This is a genomic window from Paenibacillus sp. FSL K6-0276, from assembly GCF_037977235.1.
In the GTDB taxonomy this organism is placed as follows: domain Bacteria; phylum Bacillota; class Bacilli; order Paenibacillales; family Paenibacillaceae; genus Paenibacillus_AQ.
In genome coordinates, this window is record NZ_CP150276.1 from 3,610,713 (window position 1) to 3,633,914 (window position 23,202).

Below are 23,202 nucleotides of genomic sequence, written 5' to 3' on the forward strand. Positions count from 1 at the left end.
GTAAACAATCCGGGAAGCCGGCATTGTCTGAATCACGGCGAAAAGCCCGGATGATCTCATTCATTCCGGGCTTCGTCATTTGGTATATATTTTGTCCTTTCCATACCGAAGGCATGCAGTAGAAGCTCCACCCTGAGACGCGAACCGTCCGGTCCCGTCTCTACAAGCTGCACCGTTCCACCTTGCTTCTCGGTCAGATTGCGAACTAAGGCTAACCCAAGTCCAGTTCCACCGCTAGCTCTTGACCGGTCTCTACTGACCGTATAAAACGGATCGAATATTCGGGATACGGCTTTCTCCGGAATACCGATTCCCGTATCGGCAACCTCGATAATCATCCGGCGTGCTCCGTCTGCTGACTCTGCAATGTAGTTCAGCAGGTGAACTTGTCCGCCTGGGCGGTTATATTTTATCGCATTGTCCAGTAAATTCAGCATGATGTGCATCACGTTCTCAGGATCGGCCCACACCTCACCTTCAACAAGCGAAGTATGAATCGTAACCTTGCAGCTGCCCGCCTTTCCTTGCAGCCGGGCCACAGCTTCCTCCAGCAAGGGACACAGCGGAATCGCTTCCGCCTGTGTCTCAAACTCGTAAACATCCATCGCTGACAGCTGTAGCGCCCTCTCCACAAGACTGTACAGTCTCTGTGCCTCCACATGGATGCGTCTTCCGGCATCGTCCAGCAGGGTAGGATCATCGCTGTACATAGTCAACAGGTCGGCGTACGCGATAATCGAGGTTAACGGCGTCTTTAGCTCATGGCTGATATTGCCGATGAACTGCTTTTGCTGCTGCTCCAGTTCTCGCAGCCGCCCAACCGTTTCAAGCAGCTTCTGCTTTTCTTCATGCAGAGCACCGACAGACGTGGAAATGCTGCTGCTCATCTCATAGATTCCTTGTGCAAGCTCGCCCAGCTCATCCTTTCTGACTACCGAAGGGGCCGATAGATAATCCCCTTGACCAATTTGCGATGCCGCCCTGTTCAGCTGGTCAATGACATTGACCTGCCGCCGGACATACAAGTAACCGATTAGGAAACCGACACCCAGCACGGTGGCACCAGCAAGAAGAAACAACTGGCGAATTCGGGCGTAAAATGCATTTTGCTCGGCGAGCGAAGCATGAAACTGTACCGTGCCCAGACGCTGCTCGGCATTGTACAGGGGAGCAAGGAACAACAGCTGATCCCCTTCGGTAATGTATGCCAACTGCCCCTGAGCCGTAAACTGCAGAGCATCCTGCACATCAGCCCGAGGCTGAAATGGCAGCGAGGTGCCGGCAAATGAGCCATCCACCGCATACACCGTCACCGCCATTCCGCTTTGTGCGCCCAAGTCCACGGCCAGCCGTTGACCTGTCTGCTTCATAAACTGATCCGGCGGAATCCTGCTTCCGGTCAGATATTCCTCCCGAACGCGCAGATTGGCGGCTTCTACCTGTCGGGTAAAAGACTGCTCCAGCATCGTTCGCTGGTTCTCCCGGATACCGCTCAGCACCAGCACGCTCAGGCAGGTTACGATAAATACGAGCAACAGGGCGAGTAACAACGACATTTCCCCCTTCAGGCCCAGCCGAAATTTGCCGGCCATCTAGGGTGACCCCGTGCTTTTATAGCCAATACCGTAAACGGTTTGAATGAGCCCGTGGTGACTGCCCAGCTTTTTGCGTAGACGCTGCACATGGATGTCCACCGTGCGGGTGCCACCCGCAAAATCCATATCCCACACCTTCTCCAGCAGCATTTCCCGTGAATAGACCCGCCCCGGATTGCTCATCAGCAATACCAATAGATCAAATTCCTTAGGCGTTAAATCCAGCAGTTCGCTTTGAATAGAAACCGCGCGGCTGAACAGCTCTGCGGACAGTTCTCCCAGTCTCAACACATCCTGCTGCTCCAGTTGCATTTGTTGGACATAACCTCCCCGGCGTGATAGCGCCTTGACCCTGGCCAGAAGCTCCCGCATATCAAAGGGCTTGGTCATGTAATCGTCAGCGCCTAGCTCCAGTCCCAACACTTTATCGACAATATCATCCTTGACGGTCAGCAACAGAATCGCAGGCCGCGGCCGACCATCCAGCTTGCGGCATACGTCATAACCGCTTACACGTGGCATCATGACATCGAGCACCATCACCGTAGGGCGAAAAGTCTCTACCTTATCCAGCGCTTCCTTTCCGTCCGCAGCCATCTCCACCTCATACCCTTCCCTTCGCAGCGCATAAGCTACAGCCGCCCGAATGCTACTCTCGTCATCCACCACAAGTATTTTAATCATGAACATCTCCTCGAATGCTTTGTACCATGTATTATACCAAACATGAAGCGGTTGCACGGTCCTTAATCTCCACTATCCAGACACGATCCTGCCCGTTCATTAGTATAGAAAAGGCTGCCATCCGGCAGCCCTAATGTAATTGAACTACCGTTTCCCGTTAGCTAAACGATATGACGCGCGGGTCCGACGGACTTCGCCATGCAGAATTGTCTGCCTGATTGCTCTTCCTAGAAATGCTTCGGACAGAATCAAGGAGTGAATACGACTCAGCAGGAAAACGGTATTACAGGATGTCAACGCCTTCTTAGAGTTAATACTATATAAATCACAATAATAAAGTATCGATGATTTGATGAAATTTCATTCTATTCTCGTCTAATTCAGATATTCCATATCCTTTCATAAACTCATCTATTTCTTCTTTCCTATCTGTATAATAAGTAAGACTTTTTACAAGATAATAAATATCATAGTATGGATCTGATATCCCTGATGCTCCTAAATCAATAAATGCTTCAATACGTCCATTATTTATCATAACGTTTCCAGATCCATAGTCACCATGGGTAAAAACTAGTTCCTCTGTCGACGCTTTATTCATCTCCAAAAAATCAATCAGTTGCTCAATAGTATGGTTGGGAAATGAGTTATTAATAGCCTCTATGACTTCATGTTTTCTCTCATTAATATTGTTTTTGACCATATCAATCAGTTTTTCTGGCAAAAAATCATTGAAAAAGCAATTATCAATGGGAACATTGTGTATTGTTCTTAAACCTTCTCCTAAAATAAAGCCTAGACTTTTATCTCCCTCTTCCTGCTGGTATTCTTCCGCAGTACAACCTTCTATATAGGTCATAACTAAATATTCCTTTCCATTCTCCACCTGATAACTTATTACTTTAGGAGAAGGAATCACATCATTTACCCATTTTAGCCTTTCTGCTTCGTCCATTAAACTTCCAGAATCTTTAACGTTTTTTTCTTTCAGCACATATTTTACAGAATTATCAAACTCTAAAATGTACAAAGATTGATAATGTCTTCCTTTTTCAATGATTGTAGTTTTAAGTAATTCTGACTGATTTACTAATTTACTTGGCATTGAGAATCGGTTATTCATCATTTTGTACTCCTCATTTGTGTATCTTGGCGTTATTTCCAATAACGTCTTATTCACGGACTCTATAAATAATTTCATATGTAGGGTATTCGCGAAACTTTTAAACTAACCTGCCCGATAATTGAACAGGTAGCCAATAATACCGACTGCCTGTTCGTCATGATGCTATCGTGTCCCGTTAGCGGAATGCTCTTGAAGCCAGTTTCTTATTGTGTCACTCCTACTTAACGAAACTTATGTTCTTTCTTAAGCAACGCATACAGGACATTATCAACAAACCGATTCCTCCAATAAAAATGCTCCTTTAATATCCCTTCCTCTCTAAACCCAACTTTCTCAAGTACCTTTCTTGATCCTATATTCTCTGGTTCTACAAACGCTTCAATTCGGTTTAATCCAAGGTTGTTAAATCCGAATTCAATTATCTTAGAGATCACCTCAGTCATAAAACCTTGCTGCCAATATTCTGGTGTTAGTTCATACCCAATTTCAATCTTACAATGATTTTTCGCCCAACCATGAAATCCACAAGTTCCAATTACACTGCCTTCCGACCGCAAAGTGATTCCCCAGCGAATTCCTTGATTATTTTCAAATCTCTGATTCCATCTGTGAATTAGTTCTTCTGCTTGTTCGATATTCGTAAAACTCTCCAAATCATAAAATTTCGTAACTTCATCTTTAGAGAAATATTGAAAAATTTCTTTTGAATCATCTTGTTTAATCTGTCTAAGTACAAATCTTTCTGTTTCTAATGTAGGGAATTGAGACATGTTTTTCTCCTTTCATGATTTAGAATATTCCATTTAACTAGTGTATCTACGATGCTCATTTATCGAGTTATACTAAAGATATCATTTGGAAAGTGAGTCTGTATTTGAAATATATCCATAAATGAAAAATGTATTATTTTCTTCTCTATATGGAATTCTTAATTCATGTAAAATTGAAAGAAATTCTTTAGTTATGTCAATTAATTCAGGAGGAAGCAGATTCCCCTTGTGCTTCTGATACCTTGGTCTAACCCGTATCCATTCTACTGAATAAAAAGGTGAAAGTCCTTCTATCCAATCCCCTAAATACCAGACATCGTTTTCGAAGTTCTCTGGATAAAGTATATCGTCTAATACATACTTAGCTTGATATGGAGGGGTAAATGGTAGTTTATTTAGTACATCATTTTGTAAGATTCCCCACTTAGTGTCATTCATAATTGAACATAATTGTTTCTGTGTAATAACTTCATGTACCCTTTTTTTAAAATCCTGTTCAGAACCCACAATAAAAAATCCTCCTGAATAAATAACATAAAAATCAATATCCTATTCCACAATGTTACTGCGCTATCCTGCCCTATCGTATTAACGACAGAAGGAGCAGCTGCCGCGGCGGCAAACTGCTCCCAGGATCTCTGGACTAACGTGTCCCGATAGTTGAATGAATAATATGGGTCTCTGCACTATCTGTCATCAATAACTTTTACTCTTTATCTTTTATCTTCTACTAATTTATATCCTATATAAGTAAGTTTATCCGTCTTTGCTTTTCCATCTTCAGAGTAAATAACACTATCAGTAATAAACCCATACTTTTTACGATTATATTCGTGTTTACTACGTTCATACTCTGATGATTTATCTGTCGGGTCATTTTCTTTACCCAAGAAGCTGGAACGCGAAGATAGAGTTGAAGAACGTGCTCTCTCGATGACTTCAAATTTAGAAACATCATCAACATAAAGTGGTAAGCTACCACAGTAAGCATCGTTTTTATCTTTTGAATAAGGATACTCCAGTACTTTAAAACTTTCTGGGTCTGCATTGATTACTTTAAATATTAACCAGTCATCACTAACGTAAATATATACAATATTCTTATCTTTTGCGTAATGATATCTGCCTTTGGTGCTAATAATTTTGAAGGATTCAGGATCAGACCCTTCCATTTTATGGTTTTTAAAATACACACTATTGTTATCTCTTGCAAAATCACTGTACTTTAAAACCTTGAATTCATCCTTATTTACTTTGATTGGACTAACTCTTCTGCCAACGGCTTCATTATAGGAAACATAATTCCATGTACCATTTTCAAATACATATCCTGGTTTGAATGAGTTATAAAAGCAATATAAACTTATAATAAGGCTACAAATAACAATTCCAATGATTACCAACTGCTTCTTCTTTTTCATAACACTACTCCATCATCTCTTTGGGAATGTAAACCTAATTTAGATTTCGCATTACTGCCCGTTTGTTCAACAAAAAAAGGAGCTGCCTCCAAGTAAGCTCCTCAACTCTCGTGTCCCGTTAGCTTAAACAATAGGCGTACCTTGATGGAATACCATCTGCCATTTTGTATCTTTATATTTCCACACTGAGCTACGTAACGAGTGCTGCATTTTTTCTTCGTTGAATATTTTATAAGTGGTTAAGACTATATCTTCAGATAAAGGATAAATATCAAAATCACTTAGTTGCATTCTGACGACACCAATTCCATTCGGGCTAAGCCCTTCCTTTCTACTCCAAATCTTTCCTGAGCTACCAAATTCAAAAAAATCATCCGCAAGTAATTTAGAAAGCTCTTTTGCTGAAGATCGAACCTCAGGTTCTAATAACCTTTTTTCAAGTTGGAGTAGCTCATTTTTTATCGAATTGACGTTAATTTTATATTCCTCCTCTCTTGCCTATTGGTTGTAATGCTTTCCTTTGCAAAGTTGAAACATAGATCTTTATCAAAATTTTGATTTTGTTTCAGTTGCTCACCAACTAAAACGCTACTTATATAAATTACATGTCTTATTCCGTTATCCTGCCCGTTATGTTGAACAAAGGCAGCGATCCACTGACCGGCTGCCCTTATGTCGTTAATAATCCATCGTCACCCGTTAGCCATACATGCAGCGCAAGCGCCGCACCACAGATGATGAAAAAGGGTAAAATCAGTCAATACTGCTACTACGGCTGGCGAAGAAGGTCGATGAACTATGGTGCCTTAGAACCCATCCGTTAGTCTGACTCCAACGACCACGGTGCATCACAGATTGTCGCTCCCTTTCGGGAAGCACTCATGGGAGATTAATCCTACTCTGGTTTTTGCACCAGCCTAGTCTTTAGTGATTGTAGAACGAAGTTTGTTGTTTTTCTGTCTGCCTAACTTTATTTAAGTACACATTGATTTTACCCATACATTCTTTAGATAATTGGTCAGCTTTCAGCAACGCTTGTAAATTAAACGGAGAAATCTTTAAGAATTTCAACTACCTCGATTTTTCCATTAATCAAAAGCTCAGGAAGTTCATTTTTAACATTTCCCTTCCAATACGCCCTAGCCTGTTCGATTTTTAAGGAAAAGGGAACCCCATCTTCTTTCGGTAAAAGGTTTCCATCGCCCTCAAAGAAACTTCCTACAACCCGCAGTTTAACAAGTTGTAAAACTTTTCGATTGTATGAATCAAATATATCTTTCCATTTCAATGCGTCTTCATAGCTTTTAGCAGCGTATAAACAGGACAATCTTGAAGGGTATTCAGGATATTCTTGTAGTCTTACCATTTCAACTATAACTTCTCTGATAGCTCTAATTGTCTGCCCTACATAACTGATCGATATTTCGGCATTTTCTTTGTTCATCTTCAAGCCTTCATCAGTATAATGACCGTATAGAATCTGAATAAAGTCTTCGCCTTTGGAATTCAAACGTTCCTTCTCAAAAAAGAAGTGATACAGGGTGTTTTTTTGGTTGTCATCAAAGTATATCACCTGTCTTAGAGACATTTTTTTCTTAGTAACAATGTGATATACATACAATTCGTTATCTACCAAGGCTTCTCCCCCATCACTATAAGTATTTACTTATTTTACCACAACAAAATCAACCTAACTACTACGCTAAACTGCCCGTCCATTCATGCAGCGCAAGCCCAGCGCTGCACCACAGAGGATGAAAATGTAGAAAAGAGATTAAAAACGTCAATACTGCTACTACGGCTGGGAGAGGAAGGTCGATCAACTATGGTGCGTTAGAGCCCATCCGTTAGTCTGACTCCAACGACCACGGTGCATCACAGAATGTCGCTCCCTTTCGGGAAGCACTCATGGTAGATTAATCCTATTTTGGTTTTTGCACCAGCCCCCAATAAAAAGCCGTAGGAAGGATTTATTTTCAATGGATATACTCATTGAGCGCGCATGTGGCATGGATGTCCATAAGGATTCCATTACCGCTTGTACAATGACACCCGAAGGAAAGGAGATTCAAACGTTTTCTACTAAAACCGTATTTCTATTGCAATTAATTGACTGGATTAAAAAACATGGTTGTACCCACGTAGCAATGGAGAGTTCAGGCGTATTCTGGAAGCCCATTGTTAACCTATTAGAAGCTGAAGATATTGAGTTTTTAGTCGTGAATGCCCAACATATGAAGGCTCTCCCAGGACGTAAAACGGATGTCAAAGATGCAGAATGGATTGCCCAACTTCTTCGCCATGGACTTCTGAAAGCTAGTTTCATTCCAAACCGAAATCAACGAGAATTACGTGAACTAGTTCGTTATCGCCGAAGCATCATTGAAGAACGAGCCCGACAACATAATCGGATTCAAAAAGTGCTTGAGGGAGCAAACATCAAACTGGGCTCTGTTGTTTCAGATATTATGGGGGTCTCGTCAAAGGACATGCTTCACGCCATCGCAGATGGTGAAGAAGATCCGGAGAAATTAGCAAGCTTCGCTCGGCGAACCATGAAAAAGAAGAAAGAAGAACTCGAGCTCGCTCTTCGAGGTTACGTAAATCCACATCAACGCATGATGCTTAAAACCATTCTAGCCCACATTGAATTCCTCACCGAACAAATTGCGAAGTTAGATCAAGAAGTTACCGAGAGAGTCAACTCAGATCAGGAAGACATAGAACGATTAGATTCTATACCTGGAATTGCCACTCGAATGGCTAAACAAATCTTAGCTGAAATAGGAACAAATATTAAAAGCCAGTTTCCAAGTGCCGCTCACTTGTGTTCTTGGGCAGCACTCGTACCTGGACATAATGAGAGCGCAGGCAAACGGAAGTCTTCTAAAGGAAAGAAAGGAAACAAATATTTAAAATCTGCATTAACAGAAGCTGCACATTCCGTTGGTGCTTCCAAAAACTATCTTGGTGCCATGTATAGGCGAACTTTAGCACGAAAAGGCAGGAAAAGAGCAGCTATTGTAGTAGCTCATGCCATGTTGAGAATCGCTTATTATCTTCTGACAAGAAAAGAGATGTACGTAGATTTAGGTGAAGATTATTTTGATAAGCAGAAACTTGGAGCTATTGTACGGAATTCGGTTCGAAGACTTGAAACCTTAGGATATAACGTTACAATTTCAGAAGTCTCCTGATTTACGGATCAAAAATATCCTAGGCGCTGCATATTTTTAAAAAATGAATGAGCCGCGTCTTATTTAGTGCTGTTAATTTCCTTCGACTACCAGCCTTTTAATTTTCATGTTAGTGCAATAATCATCTCTGCTATTATACCGACATTTTTTCTTGAATCGCTTTTCTGGCTTCTTCTCGATCGTCAAAATGTATCGTTCGATCCTTTAAAATTTGGTAGGTTTCATGCCCCTTCCCTGCGATAAGTACAACATCCCCAGGTTCAGCAATTTGAATGGCTCTTGTTATAGCTTTTTTCCGATCCTCGATGAGTTCATAAGTGGCATTTGTTACTCCACATTCTTTTAATCCAACTTCAATATCCTTTAGGATATGTGTTGGGTCTTCTGACCTTGGATTATCCGATGTAACGATTACAATATCGCTGTACTTTGCTGAGATAGTACCCATAACCGGACGTTTTGTGCGGTCCCTGTCACCACCACAACCAAAAACTGTTATAACTCTCCTCTTCGCAAACTCACGAACTGTCGAGAGCGCATTATCTAACCCGTCAGGGGTATGAGCGTAATCAGCAAGCACAAGGAAGTCCTGTCCTTCATTGATGACTTCCATTCTGCCAGGCACAGTATTAAGGCTATCCAACCCTTTTTGGATTGCATTTAGAGGGATCTGTTCGGCTAATGAAGCTGTTATGGCAGCGAGCGCGTTATACACATTAAAAGTCCCTACCATTTTTAATTTAATCGATATCGTTCCTGCGAAGGAAACTAAATTAAATACTGTTCCTTGAGCATTCAACTGTATGTCCTTTGCCATAACATCTGCTTCATTAACAATTCCGTAAGTTAGGACTTGTGCGGCAGTTAATTTACGGAATATTGAAGATGCATTATCATCTGCATTTAAAACGGCAAACTTGCGTTGAGATAGGTCTGGAGAAAAAGAATTTCCTATTCTTGAAAATAATAAACCTTTTGCTGCAAGATAATTATCCATTGTTCCATGATAGTCCAAATGATCTTGTGTTAAGTTCGTGAAAATTCCAGTTCGAAATTCACAACCTTGTACACGTCCTACATGTAACCCTTGAGAAGTCACTTCCATAACGCAATAATCGGTGGAAGCATCTTTCATTTTCTTTAAATTTGACTGTAAAACAGGAGGCTCTTGGGTATTTATATCAGTTTCCATTGTCATTGAACCGATTTTTGTCCCAAGGTTCCCCATCAATCCCGTACGGAGTCCTGCATGCGCCAATATCGATTCAAGCATATGACTTGTAGTGGTCTTTCCATTCGTTCCAGTAACACCTATCAGCTTTAAGTCACGACTCGGATAACCATAAAAATGAGAAGCTATTACTGCCATAGCATATCGTGAATCAGGCACTTTGACGGTCGGTACAGATACGTTAATATCACGTTCCACTATAAGGGCGACCGCCCCAGCTTCGATTGCATTCTCAGCATAATAGTGACGATCTTCTTGGAAGCCAGGTATACTAGGAACACAAATAAACAGATCTCCAGGGTTTACATGTTGTGAATTCATTTTGATTCCAGTTATATTCACATTCACATTACCACGTACTTCCGTGATGGTAAGAAGATCAATTAATTCTTTTAATTCCACTTTAAAATGCCCCTTTTCGGTAATTTACTTTATATATCATATTCGCCTATTGGAAAATTCCTCCTCTAACATTCCCCGATTAAACATCATTATTAAGCTAAACTGCCCGTCCCTCAGTTTTAATGGGTTATCTCACATATACTCACTCATTCGCAGGATTTCATCACCATGGATTAGTATTAAAGGTGGGGAAAGCTGGAGGCGAGAGCCGTCAGTCCAGTATTTGGGCATGCGGGAACAGAGGAATCGCTTCAGCCATTCCTTATCGCTTCACTCTACTGCACGCAAACTCCACAAATTGCCCTGGTGTTTACCATCCCATGACTCGACGGGTCTATGCCCTTACATTCCATCGTCATACTTATCCAAGGTGTGGAGACCGATTGCGTTTAGCGGACGGGTCTAAGCCCTTTTTGGGCAGTAACTCGGTTCTCCGTGCTTTCTTTGTCAAAATCCCGCGAACGAATCAATATACGTGACGGGTAATACCTTAAGCTGCTTGTGAAACGAGATAGCTGGCTTTTTCGGGAGAGAATGTTTCTGCTCGATGGACCATACCGATCAGAATTCGCGCTACTTTACCCACAAGCTTGAAGACAGACTGTTGCTTTTTCATGTGCTTTACTTGAACATTGTGCTGATGTAATTCTTGAAAGATCGGATTAATTCCGATGAGTTGAATGGTCGCTAAGTATAGATATTTCCTTAGGCTGGAGTCTCCTCGTTTGGAGATGATGATCTGTCCTTTCCTTTTCCCCGATGTACTTTCTGCGAGATTTAGACCGGCTTTGCGCAGTAACTGACGTCCATGTTCATACTGTCTAAGGTCACCTGCACCTGCTAAGATGGCCGCGACAAAGATCGGACCAAGGCCTTTAATGGAACGGAGCTGGGCGGCCATGGGAATCTCCTCTAGCAATGCGCGGAGTTGCTTTTCGATGTCTACTAACATATCCGTAATTCGTTCGAACTCCGTGATTAGACGTACAAAATCTTGCTTTGCTTCAGTTAAAGCTGTAACGTCTCCTACACTCCGCTTAGCATATGCAATGAGCTCAGCCGCCTTTTGTGTGCCTGAAGAACCGCCTGCTCGCTGCATATGTTTTCTCCATATCGCAATGATCTCCGGTATAGACCGCCCTGCAAGATCCTGAGGCGTAGGAAACTCCTTCAGTGTGGCCATCGAACGTTTGCAGGTCCAATCCTTAAAAACCGAACTGTACTCCGGAAAGCGGATATCCAGCCAACGAATGATGCGATTTTGTAACCGAACACTATTCGTAACCCAAAATTCTCGATCACTCATCAGGGTTCGTAACCGCTGAAACACGTGGGTCTGTTTCGTATGTTCATAGTAGTAGCCACGGCTTACTACATCTGCAATGACAAGTGCGTCTTTTGGGTCACTCTTCGATTGGCAATTGTCACGGTTTTCTTTATTGCGCTTGGTCGTTGCTGGATTGACTAAGACGATTTGCAATCCTTTATGTGTAAGCCAGTTGGCCAAGTTCCACCAATAATGCCCTGTCGGCTCCATACCAATGATTACGCTGCTTAAACGGTGCTTTTGCTGGATGGCTTCCATCCAACGTTGCAGCCTTTCAAAGCCCTCAATGGTGTTGCTAAACGATAGATGCCGATTCGTCAGCACGATTCCACGATAATTCGTTACCTGTGCTACATGTGTTTCCTTGGCCATATCGATGCCTACTACAAGATAAGAAGTGGTAATTCGTTCAATTCGTTGATTTTGTGCTTCTGATTGTTTAAACTTCATGATAAGAGCGCCTCCTTGATGGTGTTGGGTTTCGAACCCGTGGACAAACCCATCATACCGAGGCGCTCCTTTTTTGGCAAAGTCTATTTCTTAGCCCTAACAGGAATGTTTAGGTGAACAAAGGCTACCGATCATGCCGGCAGCCTTTGTTAGTGTGTTTATTGAGCTATAGTGTCCCGGGCTCAATATTCGATTTCTATATCCAATCTTCGAAATGGTCTGTTACAAAACGAATCTCACTCTCATAATGCGCCAAGTGACCCTCATCAATCATTTTTTGAAAGGCTTGGTTTCCGTTAACGGCAAAATTTTTCATCGTATCACACAGTACAGTCAAACGTTGAATAATCCACTCTTGCAGATTATTTGGGACAGGAATTCCATAAGATTCAAAAAACAAATGAATTCGCCGACGTCGCTCTGCAACATGTTTTTCATGCTGGTACGCTACTACTTCCGTTGTTCCAGAAGAACGGTCAGGCGTAAACCAACCAAGAGGAACCGATGTGTAAAGAGTATACGCAATATCCCACAGACGCGGCCCTGGGCCAGCCATGTCAAAATCAATCAGCGCCACAGGAGCCCCCTTTTGAAAGACAACATTATACAATGCTGCGTCATTATGACATATCACTTCGTGCTCTGCATCGTCGGCATAGCTAAGCTGCCATCTGTCCTCCGTATTGGGAGTGAACGTTTTAGTCGCATCATGGAAACGACGCAAAAGTCGTGCCAAACCCACAAGCGTTTCGTCCGACCACATGTACGGTTCAAGTTCTGGATAATCGTTCCCTGGGACTTCTCCAGAAATAAATGTCAATATTTCACGACCAGAGTCATCGATTCCGAAAAAAACTGGTGCCCCCTCAAATCCTTGTTTTTCCAAATGTTTGAGTAGTTCATGTACACTTGGACTCCAATATCCCGTAGGGCGACGAACAGTGTCTCCTATACGGACGATATGGTTTATATTTCCGCCACTTAATACTTCTTCTTGGGTCATAAGGTTTTACCTCGCTTTTCAGTACGTTTTCTATTATAGATTTTCTTCTCTTAGTTATGGGTGCTACTCATCTAATAATAACAAAATGTCACAATTATTTACTTGTAGAGAACAATTGTAAAATGAGCAGGCTGTCGTAACGCCTGCTCAACAATGTGTGTTATTCAACTCTCGTTCTCCGTTAGCGCAATAAACTCACACTATTCACTGAGGAATTTCCTTTATGGGCATCTGCACAATCATATAGTTATTAACCTTCATACTGTAAACACAGGTTATTTGACTTTACGAATAGTGCATTATCTTTATAAAGCAAAAGGAGGTATTGTATGACAAATTTTTATTCTTTCCACGGGACTGTTACTATGATTAATGATTTTTTTACAGGTCAAAATGGAAAAGTAGAAGGTTGTTATAAATTAATATCTGTAGAAAACGGAATGGGAGCATTAGTAAATTTCGTGGTGTCACCCACAACTTATTTTGTAGACCATGTAATAGTGGCAGTAGGAGATCACGTGACTGGATATTATGACGGAAATGCACCTGCTCTTCTTATTTACCCTCCACAATATCAAGCACTTGTCATGGTAAAAAATAGCCCATATCAGAATGTAAAAGTAGATTATTTTAATACTGAGTTGGAGAGTAGTGATGGACGATTACGATTAAATATTTCTCCATATACTCAAATAGTATTAACAAATGGGCAACACTTTTCAAGAACCCCTGCGAACCGAGATCTAATTGTTATTTACGGACCTGCCACAAAAAGTATCCCCGCCCAAACCACACCCTATAGAATTATAGTTTTGTGTTAGGGGTTATTATAGAAAATTCCTGTTTAGAATATTAATTGGCATATAAAAACACAAAAGGCTCGTCCATGAGGCCACTGAAAAAGTTCTTTCTAGATCATACATTTAAGGAGTCAGTCGTAACTACGGAGAATATTTGGACTTCCGGCCGCTGTTGTCTCCAGATTTCCTGAATTGTACCGCTGTTAGCGGTTAAAATCCGGAGACAAAGGCGGTCGCTATCGCTCCTCCAGTTCCAAATTTCCCCTTCGCTACGCCCCTCTAATGTTTTTAAGTTCAAGTTATAAAGGCCCCTTTTGGAGGCCCATGAAAACTCCATTCCAGGACACCCATCCTCGATCTTTTCGAGGATGGGTGTCCTGTTTTGCTGTATAATGATTGTATTAATTTCAGGTGGTGACTCGGATGATTTCAAACCAACAATCCCTTAACCTCAGTCCATTTATGGCGATTTACGATATCGTCGTACCTAAAGATAATATGCTACGACAAATAAATGACCTCGTAGATTTTTCTTTTGTTCATGAAGAATTACAGAATAAATATTGCCTAGATAATGGTCGCAATGCCGTGCCTCCTATTCGTATGTTCAAGTATTTATTACTAAAATCGATTTTCGATTTATCCGATGTGGATGTCGTAGAACGTTCTAAATATGACATGTCGCTCAAATACTTCTTAGATATGGCGCCTGAAGACGAGGTCATCAATCCTAGTTCACTCACGAAGTTTCGTAAACTTCGGTTGAAAGATGTGAACCTGCTCGACATGCTGATTCAAAAAACGGTGGAAATTGCATTGGAAAAAGAAATCATTAAGAGCCGCGCAATTATTGTGGATGCTACCCACACGAAATCACGATTCAATCAGCAATCACCCAAAGAAATATTGATGGAGAAGTCTAAGCTGTTGCGCAAGGCCGTTTATCAAATCAATGAAAACATGAAAGATAAATTCCCGCCAAAAACAACTACAAACGAATTAGTGGATGAACTGGACTATTGCCAAAAAGTAATTGACGCCGTGGAAAAAGAAGAAAGTATCCGCGAATATCCAAAGGTAAAGGAAAAGTTGAACTACTTAAAGGAAATCGTAGAAGATCACGTGGAGCACCTTCAATTTTCTAATGATCCAGATGCACGTGTGGGTCACAAAACAGCCGACTCTTCTTTTTTTGGCTATAAAACACATATTGCAATGAATGAAGAACGTATTATTACAGCTGCCGTAGTTACAACAGGTGAAAAAAGTGATGGGAAACAACTCCAAATACTAATCGAAAAAAGTCGCAAAACGGGCATGGATATCGATACAGTCATTGGCGACACAGCCTATTCTGAGAAAGAAAATATTCAGTATGCCAAACAAAATGAATTGCAACTCATATCCAAATTACATCCGCAGATTACTCAGGGTACTCGTAAAAAAGAAGATGAATTTGAGTTTAATAAAGATGCAGGGATGTACGTTTGTAAAGCAGGGCATATGGCAATTCGTAGGGCACGTACGGGGACAAAGAATGTAGGAAAAAATCAAAAGGATACTTATTATTTTGATATCGATAAGTGTAAGCAATGCCCCTACAAAGAAGGATGTTATAAAGAGGGAGCACAATCAAAAACCTATTCAGTGAGCATCAAATCCACGGAGCATAGTGAGCAGCAAACTTTCCAAGAAAGTGAATATTTTAAAGAGAAGGATATTGACGCTATTAAAGTAAAGAGCATGAGGAATACATAAAATAAAGGCGAATTCTCACTCAGAATGGAGGGGAATTCGCCTTTAGCTGTTTAAGCTCATTTTACAGATTCTTAAAACACACGTTTTTCAGTGGCCTCCTCGTCCATTCGGCGAGTTTTTTTAATAATATTTTGTTCTTAGACCAAAAACTTCTTCTTCAGCTTAAGCACCCGTTATCCATCCTTGCAGCCAAGTCCACTACATAAGATGGAATAATATGCAGAATTCCTTGGTTCAACGCTGGCATACTGCTCCATGATCCGTTGAACTATCGTTCCCCGTTAGTCATACATGCAGCGCAAGCGCCGCACCACAGATGATGAAAATGGTTATATCTGCCAATACTGCTACTATGGCTGGGAGAGGAAGGTCGATAAGCTATGGTGCCTACGAGCCCATCCGTTAGTCTGACTCCAACGATCACGGTGCATCACAGATTGTCGCTCCCTATTGGGAAGCACTTATGGGAGATTAATCCTACTCTGATTGTTGCACCAGCCTCTTTCTAATTTAGCCGTAGAGAGGATGCTTTAAGGTGGAAATCGTAATTGAACGGGCATGTGGTATGGATATCCATAAGGATAATATTACCGCATGTATTCTAACGTCTAACGGAAAGGAGATTCAAACGTTTTCAACTAAAACTATGTTTCTATTACAATTAATTGACTGGATTAAACAGCATGAGTGTACTCACGTTGCCATGGAAAGCACAGGTGTATTTTGGAAGCCTATTGTTAATTTACTTGAAGCCGAAGGAATTGAATTTTTAGTGGTGAATGCCCAACATATGAAAGCTTTGCCTGGGCGTAAAACAGATGTCAAGGACTCAGAATGGATTGCAAAGCTTCTTCGTCATGGGCTGCTTAAAGCAAGTTTCATTCCAGATCGAAATCAACGGGAGCTTCGAGAACTTGTTCGATATCGTCGTAGTATCATTGAAGAACGGGCTAGACAACATAACCGAATTCAAAAAGTGTTAGAAGGAGCCCATATTAAGCTCAGCTCTGTTGTCTCTGATATTATGGGTGTCTCCTCTCGTGATATGCTTCATGCCATTGCTGATGGTGAAGATGATCCTGAGAAACTTGCGAACTTCGCTAGACGCACAATGAAGCGAAAAAAGGATGAACTTGAACTCGCTCTACACGGCTATGTAAACCCTCACCAACGCTTGATGATTAAGACTATTTTAACGCACATTGATTTTTTAAGTGAACAAATCGTGATTCTAGATCAGGAAATCGCTACGAGGGTAACTCCATTTCATGACGATGTCGAACGTTTAGATTCAATTCCTGGAATAGCTACTCGAATGGCAGAACAAATCTTAGCCGAAATTGGGACCAATATTAAGAAACAGTTTCCCAGTGCTGCGCATTTATGCTCATGGGCTGGACTTGTACCTGGGCATAACGAAAATGCAGGAAAGAGAAAATCTGCTAAAGCTAAAAATGGAAACAAATATCTGAAGTCCGCCTTAGTTGAAGCAGCCCATTCTGTTGCAGCGTCAAAGAACTATCTCGGTGCCATGTATAGACGAACAGCAGCGCGAAAAGGAAGGAAACGAGCAGCGGTCTCTGTTGCGCATGCTATGTTGAGAATAGCCTACTATCTGTTAACACGTGAAGAAATGTATGTGGACCTAGGGGAAGATTACTTTGACAAACAGAAGCAACAATCTATTGTGAAATACGCAGTTCGACGACTAGAAAACTTAGGTTATTCTGTAACTATTGCAGAAGTCTCTTAATTCATTGATATACCAATATTCCTTATTTCGGATGCTGTGACCTTCAAAAAAATGAATGGACTGCGTCTTATTTACTTTGCCTTTTTTACAATAACTGCAGATTTAATTTTCATGGGAGTGCAAAGATTCTTAAAACACGAGCCCTCGTACAACTAAACATGCCTATGAAGCTTGACGTTACATTCTGACGTTGTCGCAGGGACAAACTCTATATAATTCACAGATCCGTTAAAGTTCAAATAAGCTTCATAACGCATGCGGATTGCGGGTAAAGAAATCAAATCCAGAACATTTTCCTTTGGAACCCACCTGCAATCGCTCGTTTCATCAGAAGTAGCTAACTCTCCACCTACAGCTTTGCACACGAAATCAAACATGACCTTCGTAGGAACATCAGTCACACCGTCATACCACTTATGGATCGCTGTATTCGATACAACACTAATTAAATGGCTAACAGTGGCGTCTATTCCACTTTCCTCTTTGATTTCACGAATCACGCCATCAATCAGGTTTTCTCCAACTTCAGTTATCCCACCAGGATACACCCAACCATCGTCATGGGCTTTTACTAATAGGATATTTCCATTTCCATCTTCTACAATTCCGCCTGCCGATACAATATGTGTCGGAAACCCCATTCCAAGACCCCCTAATACGCTATAGTTGTATATTTATTCCACATGGTCCCTGTACTTTCCTGCCCGTTACTTCAATGCGAAAGGGAGCAGCTGCTCATAGCGGTCTGCTCCCTAGTTGTTTGAACTATCGTTCTCCGTTAGCCATGCATGCAGCCCAAGAGCGGGCTGCACCACAGATGATGAAAATGGGAAAATCAGTCTATACTTCTACTATGGCTGGCGAAGAAGGTCGATAAGCTATGGTGCCATAGAGCCCAACCGTTAGTCTGACTCCGACCACCACGGTGCATCACAGATTGTCGCACCCTATATGGGTAGCACTCATGGGAGATTAATCCTTTTTTGGTTGTTGCACCAGCCTTGCCTTTTTGTTTGTTATCTATGATGTTTTTTATGCTTAAAAGACCTAACAATCTTTATATGATTACTCAAGAGGCTCAGCCTTTTTTTAAAAGTGTTATTCTGGGTTTGCTTTATTATGCTCTTTTTCAGGTTTTGAGCTAATTTAATTTTCATGGGAGCTTAACAGTGTTTTACGAAATAGCTTTTATTACCTGAATCAACCTATTATGTTTTGTTTTTACTTGCTTTATTTATATAATCTTTTATCAAATGGTAGATATCCAATTTCCATACTTGATCCTCTTTTTGTAGCCCTAAAGCCATGGAATGAGTCGTTGTTTCTATACTAACCGTAATAAGTACAGTTACCTTATTCTCCTCGGACGTACTCTCATCCACTTTTATAGAATCATAATATCTGTAATGTACTGCTGTTTCGGAATCATAATTCATTGCATACTCGAAATAATCTTTCCGAAATTTATCTTGGTCAGGAAGTTGCCCCCCATTAAAAGTAATCTCATATATCAAGTCTGGATCGCCTATTGATAGACAGTAAAGATAAATCAGCACCATGTCCTCAGGGGTGAAATTGTAAAGGTCTTGCAAGTTCCTCTCAGATTTAAATCGAGTAAAAGCCTCCTGCTTCTCTAAAGATAGCTGTTTCAGATAAGAGAACTTTTCAACGTATTCCTCAACAGGATTCGTGTTTATATCATTATTGAAAGACTTTTTCACTTGGCCTTTTTCGAGGGCTTCCACGGGAGTTTCGGACCTCATGGTCTTATCTGTGTTGCCACTGCTGCATGCTGACACTAAGGAGATTATTACTAGCACTAATAAAACTAATCCTGCTTGCCTCAATTTATCACTCCTCAATATAACGGATTCATCACACCCTCAAATTACCCCTCTTATACTACCACATTTTGGAACTATCCTGCCCGTTAGTCATACATGCAGCGCAAGCGCCGCACCACAGATGATGAAAATGGTTATATTCAGTCAATACTGCTACTACGGCTGGCGAAGAAGGTCGATGAACTATGGTGCCTTAGAGCCCATCCGTTAGTCTGACTCCAACGACCACGGTGCATCACAGATTGTCGCTCCCTTTTGGGAAGCACTCATGGGAGATTAATTCTACTCTGGTTTTTGCACCAGCCTAGCCTTTATTGGTTGTAGAAGGAAGTTTGTTGTTTTTCGGTCTGCCTAACTTTATATAAGTACACATAAGGCTCAGCCTTTTTTTAAAAAGTGTTTTTCTGGGTCTTTTTTCTTATGTTCTTGTTCTTTTACTAGTATTGAGCTAGTTTAATTTTCATGGGAGTTTAGTCAAGATAGCCATCCAAATTGGCTACCTAGACTTGGATACATTAGAAGTAACGTCGATACAGCTCGCGTCTTCGCTCTCCACGGAGCTGAGCATATATCTGAGTGGTCGATGCTTTTTCATGCCCTAACATCCCTTGAATGAATTCTAAAGGTGCTCCATTATCCAATAGCTGACATGCATAGGTATGACGAATACGGTGCGGGTACACATTAGCTTCAATCTCTCCCCGATTTGCTATCCGCTTTAGCGCCCATCTGATCGTCGGTATCGTCATTCGGCGGGTAGGATGTGTTTCCGTTACAAACAGTGCTTTACAGGAATCTTCGCGACACTTTAAGTATTTTTTTAACCACACCTTGCATTCAGTGGTAAAGTAAACTTCTCTTTGTTTGGATCCCTTGCCATTTACAATCGCTGAACAATTTTCCCAGTTAAGATCTTCAATGTTTATTTTCTGTACCTCTCCAACACGGCAGCCAGAACTATATAGGAATTCCAACAAAGCTCGTTCTCGATGTGATAGACAGGAAATCTTAAGATGAATCACATCCTCTTCTATAAGAAACTTCGGAATGCGTTTATCCATCTTTGGTTCCCTCAATTTAAGAGAGGGATTTTTCGTAAGGTAACCTTCTTCATACGCAAAGCGAAAAAGGGAGCGCACAAATCTGATACGATGTCCTAAGCTGCTTGGCTTTAATCGACCAGATTGTCTAGCTAAATATTCCTTAAGCTCTAGCAAAGTGATTTCCTCAATCTCAAGATCACCTAATTCGCCAACCAGCATTTTTAATTGCAATGTGTAGGCTTTTAATGTGTACGGACTGAATCCCTGAATCCGTTTATCAACTTCATACAGCTTCCATAATTCACTCAGATACATAGAGAAACCCTCCCAATTATATAAACCTATTAGATCTAGGTTCTCTTGAAATGGAAGGGTTTAATCACTTTATTGCACTAACGTAAAGTGTCCCGTTAGGTTAATCAAGACCCTTTAAAAGCCAATAAATCTTTTGTGTTAATATGTTTAATATCAGAAATTTGCCCACTTGTAAGCATCTCATAAAGACCGTCAGGAACAAGTTTATACTGAAGGTTTTCTTCAAAATCATCTAAGTTCTTCCAAACAGCTATAAACTTTTTGTCCCCCTCAATCCCTTCAAATTCATTCTTGTTATAGTCATCCATTCGACTAAAGCTCGCTTCATAAATAAAATCATATTCATGCCCAATTTCTCCGTACCAAGGGAAGATGTGCTCGATAATCCCTATCAATTTTGGTTCAATAATATCAATATTAATTTCCTCTTTTACTTCTCGTATTACAGCTGATTTGCTATCTTCCCCATACTCAATCGTGCCACCAACTGGGCGAAATGTAATGATACCATCTTCTTCCGGGAATTGTTCAAGTAATATTGATTCTCTTCTTTTAATAATGCAAAGAGAACAAGCTCTATACCGCAAATTTTTCACTCCTCATAGTATTTGATTTTTCAAATATATTCCATATAAGCATTGCGTTATCCTGCCCGTTCGCGCAGCAAGGCTGCCAATCGTGCTGGCAGCCTTGTCATCGTTGAACTATCGTGTCCCGTTAGCGGAATAACTTCAACTTGATTTCTTAATTCCTTTACTTAATCCAATTATTAATAAAATTAGCCCAAGTATTAAGAAAATCCCTACGAATAAATTATCAAAAACACCAGGCATAGTTGGTTCAGATGGATACGATCCAGACCCTTTAATTTTTACTGGAGCAGCATCCCCAATATATTCAAAAACAGCAATAAATCTTTCCACTGTGTACAAAATGCCACTTAATGCAATCAGTCCCAAACCAGATATAAAACTGCTCTTCCACATTTGTTGTTTCACCTCGCTTGTAATTATAATCCTGATCGACTAACCGTAACACTTAATTAAAAGTATTCGTACTACTGTTTATTTTGCGTAAAAGTAACTGCGAGAGTAGCCACGAAAGCAAGCTCCCCGTAATAATTCTTAGTAATTAGTTTGCACTAAGCATAATCGAACTACTGAGAGTCCACATCATCAGAGCAAAAGCTATTCCGCATATGTATTCAATTCCCTCTAACTCCTGGTTATTTTTTAGCCTTTTCAATGAGGCAATCAGAGTCACAATAAAAATAAATGCAAATAAAGGCATGAAAAACAAAGCAGAGTATCCAATAAGTCCTTCCATGACTGCCTCCTAATTTTCCTTTTTGAACTATCGTGTCCCGTTAGCCACACATGCAGCGCAAGCGCTGCACCACAGATGATGAAAACGGGAAAATCAGTCTATACTGCTACTATGGCTGGCGAAGAAGGTCGATAAGCTATGGTGCCTTAGAGCCCATCCGTTAGTCTGACTCCAACGACCCCGGTGCATCACAGATTGTCGCTCCCTTTTGGGAAGCACTCATGGGAGATTAATCCTACTCTGGTTTTTGCACCAGCCTAGCCTTTTTTGGTTGTGGAAGGAAGTTTGTTATTTTCGCTCTATCTAACTTTATTAAAGAACACATAAGGCTCAGCCTTTTTTAAAAAGTGTTCTTCTGGGTTTTCTTTATTATGCTCTTTTTCAGGTTTTGATCTGATTCTATTTTCATGGGAGCTTAGTCTTCCTGCTCTAAGAATGGTGTAACGAAGTCGATCATTTCAAGTGCAGTGCTTATCCGCACTTCATTAGAGCCTAAGAATAAATCTTCCTTCCATTTTTCTAGATATGATGAACCTACTTTTAAATCCTTTAGATGCGTGAGAACTCCGCCATTCGGTGGCATTGGCATATTATTTATTAACCAGAAAGCTTCTAATATTTTGTAAGAAGAAGTACTTACTACAAAAGATGCTTTAAGCACATCTCCAGCCTGGAAAGCTGCTTGAATTTTTATTTTTGAACTTTTTAACCAATGGGAGGTTTCCCTTTTATCCTTAGGCTTACTTTTATAATCATGAAAACACTCCATAGCATAGTTGGATAAACCTTCTAACAATCCTTCCGAATCATACAAAATGTTTCCGTCAATGTAATTGTAAACTTCCATACTGTTTAGTCGAAGTTTCTCCCTTGCCTTTTCAACATTGGCATACTTTATTTCAATAAGAATTCCGTGTTTAGTTTCTGCATAGAAACTCCGATTGTAATCGTTCTTTAAAACTATATAAATATCTAGATCTGAACCTTCGTTTGCGTCTCCTCGGGCGAATGAGCCACAAAGCATAACTCCAGATATTTCCTCGTCACTTATAGCTTTTTGTAAAATATCTGCAAGCAAATTGTGATGAACTTGGCTTTTAATAAAACTCAGATCTTTTATCAGATCCACCCTCATCCATAAGGCATACAATGTAATT

General features: G+C 40.8%; 22 protein-coding genes. 4 read left to right on the forward strand and 18 right to left on the reverse strand.

The features are described from left to right. Positions 1 to 56: 56 nt before the first annotated feature. From MHH52_RS17085 to MHH52_RS17120, 8 genes are all read right to left on the reverse strand, one after another. Positions 57 to 1,592: a HAMP domain-containing sensor histidine kinase gene (locus tag MHH52_RS17085; RefSeq protein WP_340003740.1), complete on the reverse strand. Its 1,536-nt coding sequence runs from the start codon at positions 1,590 to 1,592 to the stop codon at positions 57 to 59. Next, positions 1,593 to 2,279: a response regulator transcription factor gene (locus MHH52_RS17090; protein WP_340003741.1), complete on the reverse strand. Its 687-nt coding sequence runs from the start codon at positions 2,277 to 2,279 to the stop codon at positions 1,593 to 1,595. It abuts the gene before it with no gap. Positions 2,280 to 2,604: 325 nt separating this feature from the next. Further along, a complete protein-coding gene (locus tag MHH52_RS17095; protein ID WP_340003742.1) occupies positions 2,605 to 3,405 on the reverse strand; it encodes a phosphotransferase in 801 nt (266 codons plus the stop codon). A 221-nt stretch (positions 3,406 to 3,626) separates the two neighbouring features. Next, entirely contained in the window at positions 3,627 to 4,175 is a 549-nt protein-coding gene (locus tag MHH52_RS17100) for a GNAT family protein (protein ID WP_340003743.1), read from the reverse strand. 81 nt (positions 4,176 to 4,256) lie between these two features. Continuing rightward, the gene (locus tag MHH52_RS17105) at positions 4,257 to 4,682 is read right to left on the reverse strand and encodes a DUF6678 family protein (RefSeq protein WP_340003744.1); all 426 of its coding nucleotides are present in this window, start codon (positions 4,680 to 4,682) and stop codon (positions 4,257 to 4,259) included. A gap of 206 nt (positions 4,683 to 4,888) precedes the next feature. After that, a complete protein-coding gene (locus MHH52_RS17110) occupies positions 4,889 to 5,596 on the reverse strand; it encodes a DKNYY domain-containing protein (RefSeq protein ID WP_340003745.1) in 708 nt (235 codons plus the stop codon). A gap of 123 nt (positions 5,597 to 5,719) precedes the next feature. Beyond that, positions 5,720 to 6,073, reverse strand: a complete 354-nt coding sequence (locus tag MHH52_RS17115) for a DUF4440 domain-containing protein (protein ID WP_340009709.1) — start codon at positions 6,071 to 6,073, stop codon at positions 5,720 to 5,722. 565 nt (positions 6,074 to 6,638) lie between these two features. Continuing rightward, positions 6,639 to 7,232, reverse strand: coding sequence for a DUF2441 domain-containing protein (locus tag MHH52_RS17120; RefSeq protein ID WP_340003746.1), 594 nt, complete (start codon positions 7,230 to 7,232; stop codon positions 6,639 to 6,641). A gap of 343 nt (positions 7,233 to 7,575) precedes the next feature. On the opposite strand from MHH52_RS17120, the gene MHH52_RS17125 reads away from it, so the two are divergent. Further along, entirely contained in the window at positions 7,576 to 8,793 is a 1,218-nt protein-coding gene (locus MHH52_RS17125) for an IS110 family transposase (protein WP_340003747.1), read from the forward strand. A 133-nt stretch (positions 8,794 to 8,926) separates the two neighbouring features. On the opposite strand, the gene MHH52_RS17130 is transcribed toward MHH52_RS17125, so the two are convergent. The 3 genes from MHH52_RS17130 to MHH52_RS17140 form a co-directional block, all read right to left on the reverse strand. After that, positions 8,927 to 10,426, reverse strand: a complete 1,500-nt coding sequence (locus tag MHH52_RS17130) for a UDP-N-acetylmuramoyl-L-alanyl-D-glutamate--2,6-diaminopimelate ligase (protein ID WP_340003748.1) — start codon at positions 10,424 to 10,426, stop codon at positions 8,927 to 8,929. A 490-nt stretch (positions 10,427 to 10,916) separates the two neighbouring features. After that, positions 10,917 to 12,203 (reverse strand): IS110 family transposase, encoded by a 1,287-nt coding sequence (locus MHH52_RS17135; RefSeq protein WP_340003749.1) that lies wholly within the window; start codon positions 12,201 to 12,203, stop codon positions 10,917 to 10,919. 196 nt (positions 12,204 to 12,399) lie between these two features. Then, entirely contained in the window at positions 12,400 to 13,206 is an 807-nt protein-coding gene (locus MHH52_RS17140) for an aminoglycoside phosphotransferase family protein (RefSeq protein ID WP_340003750.1), read from the reverse strand. Positions 13,207 to 13,535: 329 nt separating this feature from the next. On the opposite strand from MHH52_RS17140, the gene MHH52_RS17145 reads away from it, so the two are divergent. From MHH52_RS17145 to MHH52_RS17155, 3 genes are all read left to right on the forward strand, one after another. Then, positions 13,536 to 14,027 (forward strand): hypothetical protein, encoded by a 492-nt coding sequence (locus MHH52_RS17145; protein WP_340003751.1) that lies wholly within the window; start codon positions 13,536 to 13,538, stop codon positions 14,025 to 14,027. 402 nt (positions 14,028 to 14,429) lie between these two features. After that, positions 14,430 to 15,764, forward strand: a complete 1,335-nt coding sequence (locus tag MHH52_RS17150; protein WP_340003752.1) for an IS1182 family transposase — start codon at positions 14,430 to 14,432, stop codon at positions 15,762 to 15,764. 535 nt (positions 15,765 to 16,299) lie between these two features. Beyond that, a complete protein-coding gene (locus MHH52_RS17155; protein WP_340003753.1) occupies positions 16,300 to 17,517 on the forward strand; it encodes an IS110 family transposase in 1,218 nt (405 codons plus the stop codon). Between the two features lie 152 nt (positions 17,518 to 17,669). Here the strand turns inward: MHH52_RS17155 and MHH52_RS17160 are convergent, their stop codons facing one another. The 7 genes from MHH52_RS17160 to MHH52_RS17190 form a co-directional block, all read right to left on the reverse strand. Then, positions 17,670 to 18,158, reverse strand: coding sequence for an NUDIX domain-containing protein (locus tag MHH52_RS17160; RefSeq protein WP_340003754.1), 489 nt, complete (start codon positions 18,156 to 18,158; stop codon positions 17,670 to 17,672). A 567-nt stretch (positions 18,159 to 18,725) separates the two neighbouring features. Further along, positions 18,726 to 19,364, reverse strand: a complete 639-nt coding sequence (locus tag MHH52_RS17165; protein ID WP_340003755.1) for a hypothetical protein — start codon at positions 19,362 to 19,364, stop codon at positions 18,726 to 18,728. 512 nt (positions 19,365 to 19,876) lie between these two features. Beyond that, the gene (locus tag MHH52_RS17170; protein ID WP_340003756.1) at positions 19,877 to 20,719 is read right to left on the reverse strand and encodes a tyrosine-type recombinase/integrase; all 843 of its coding nucleotides are present in this window, start codon (positions 20,717 to 20,719) and stop codon (positions 19,877 to 19,879) included. 104 nt (positions 20,720 to 20,823) lie between these two features. Continuing rightward, complete coding sequence (locus MHH52_RS17175) at positions 20,824 to 21,306, reverse strand: NUDIX domain-containing protein (RefSeq protein WP_340003757.1); 483 nt, start codon at positions 21,304 to 21,306, stop codon at positions 20,824 to 20,826. Between the two features lie 144 nt (positions 21,307 to 21,450). Beyond that, a complete protein-coding gene (locus MHH52_RS17180) occupies positions 21,451 to 21,705 on the reverse strand; it encodes a hypothetical protein (protein ID WP_340003758.1) in 255 nt (84 codons plus the stop codon). A gap of 145 nt (positions 21,706 to 21,850) precedes the next feature. Next, on the reverse strand, positions 21,851 to 22,045 hold the full coding sequence (locus MHH52_RS17185) for a hypothetical protein (protein WP_340003759.1): 195 nt from the start codon (positions 22,043 to 22,045) through the stop codon (positions 21,851 to 21,853). 415 nt (positions 22,046 to 22,460) lie between these two features. Beyond that, the gene (locus MHH52_RS17190) at positions 22,461 to 23,180 is read right to left on the reverse strand and encodes a nucleotidyltransferase domain-containing protein (protein ID WP_340003760.1); all 720 of its coding nucleotides are present in this window, start codon (positions 23,178 to 23,180) and stop codon (positions 22,461 to 22,463) included. Positions 23,181 to 23,202 lie beyond the last annotated feature (22 nt).

Coding starts and splice junctions, on each gene's coding strand:
- MHH52_RS17085 (WP_340003740.1), bottom strand. CDS start 1,592: ATGGCCGGCAAATTTCGGCTGGGCCTGAAGGGGGAAATGTCGTTGTTA.
- MHH52_RS17090 (WP_340003741.1), bottom strand. CDS start 2,279: ATGATTAAAATACTTGTGGTGGATGACGAGAGTAGCATTCGGGCGGCT.
- MHH52_RS17095 (WP_340003742.1), bottom strand. CDS start 3,405: ATGATGAATAACCGATTCTCAATGCCAAGTAAATTAGTAAATCAGTCA.
- MHH52_RS17100 (WP_340003743.1), bottom strand. CDS start 4,175: ATGTCTCAATTCCCTACATTAGAAACAGAAAGATTTGTACTTAGACAG.
- MHH52_RS17110 (WP_340003745.1), bottom strand. CDS start 5,596: ATGAAAAAGAAGAAGCAGTTGGTAATCATTGGAATTGTTATTTGTAGC.
- MHH52_RS17125 (WP_340003747.1), top strand. CDS start 7,576: ATGGATATACTCATTGAGCGCGCATGTGGCATGGATGTCCATAAGGAT.
- MHH52_RS17135 (WP_340003749.1), bottom strand. CDS start 12,203: ATGAAGTTTAAACAATCAGAAGCACAAAATCAACGAATTGAACGAATT.
- MHH52_RS17140 (WP_340003750.1), bottom strand. CDS start 13,206: ATGACCCAAGAAGAAGTATTAAGTGGCGGAAATATAAACCATATCGTC.
- MHH52_RS17145 (WP_340003751.1), top strand. CDS start 13,536: ATGACAAATTTTTATTCTTTCCACGGGACTGTTACTATGATTAATGAT.
- MHH52_RS17150 (WP_340003752.1), top strand. CDS start 14,430: ATGATTTCAAACCAACAATCCCTTAACCTCAGTCCATTTATGGCGATT.
- MHH52_RS17160 (WP_340003754.1), bottom strand. CDS start 18,158: ATGGGGTTTCCGACACATATTGTATCGGCAGGCGGAATTGTAGAAGAT.
- MHH52_RS17170 (WP_340003756.1), bottom strand. CDS start 20,719: ATGTATCTGAGTGAATTATGGAAGCTGTATGAAGTTGATAAACGGATT.
- MHH52_RS17180 (WP_340003758.1), bottom strand. CDS start 21,705: ATGTGGAAGAGCAGTTTTATATCTGGTTTGGGACTGATTGCATTAAGT.
- MHH52_RS17185 (WP_340003759.1), bottom strand. CDS start 22,045: ATGGAAGGACTTATTGGATACTCTGCTTTGTTTTTCATGCCTTTATTT.
- MHH52_RS17190 (WP_340003760.1), bottom strand. CDS start 23,180: ATGAGGGTGGATCTGATAAAAGATCTGAGTTTTATTAAAAGCCAAGTT.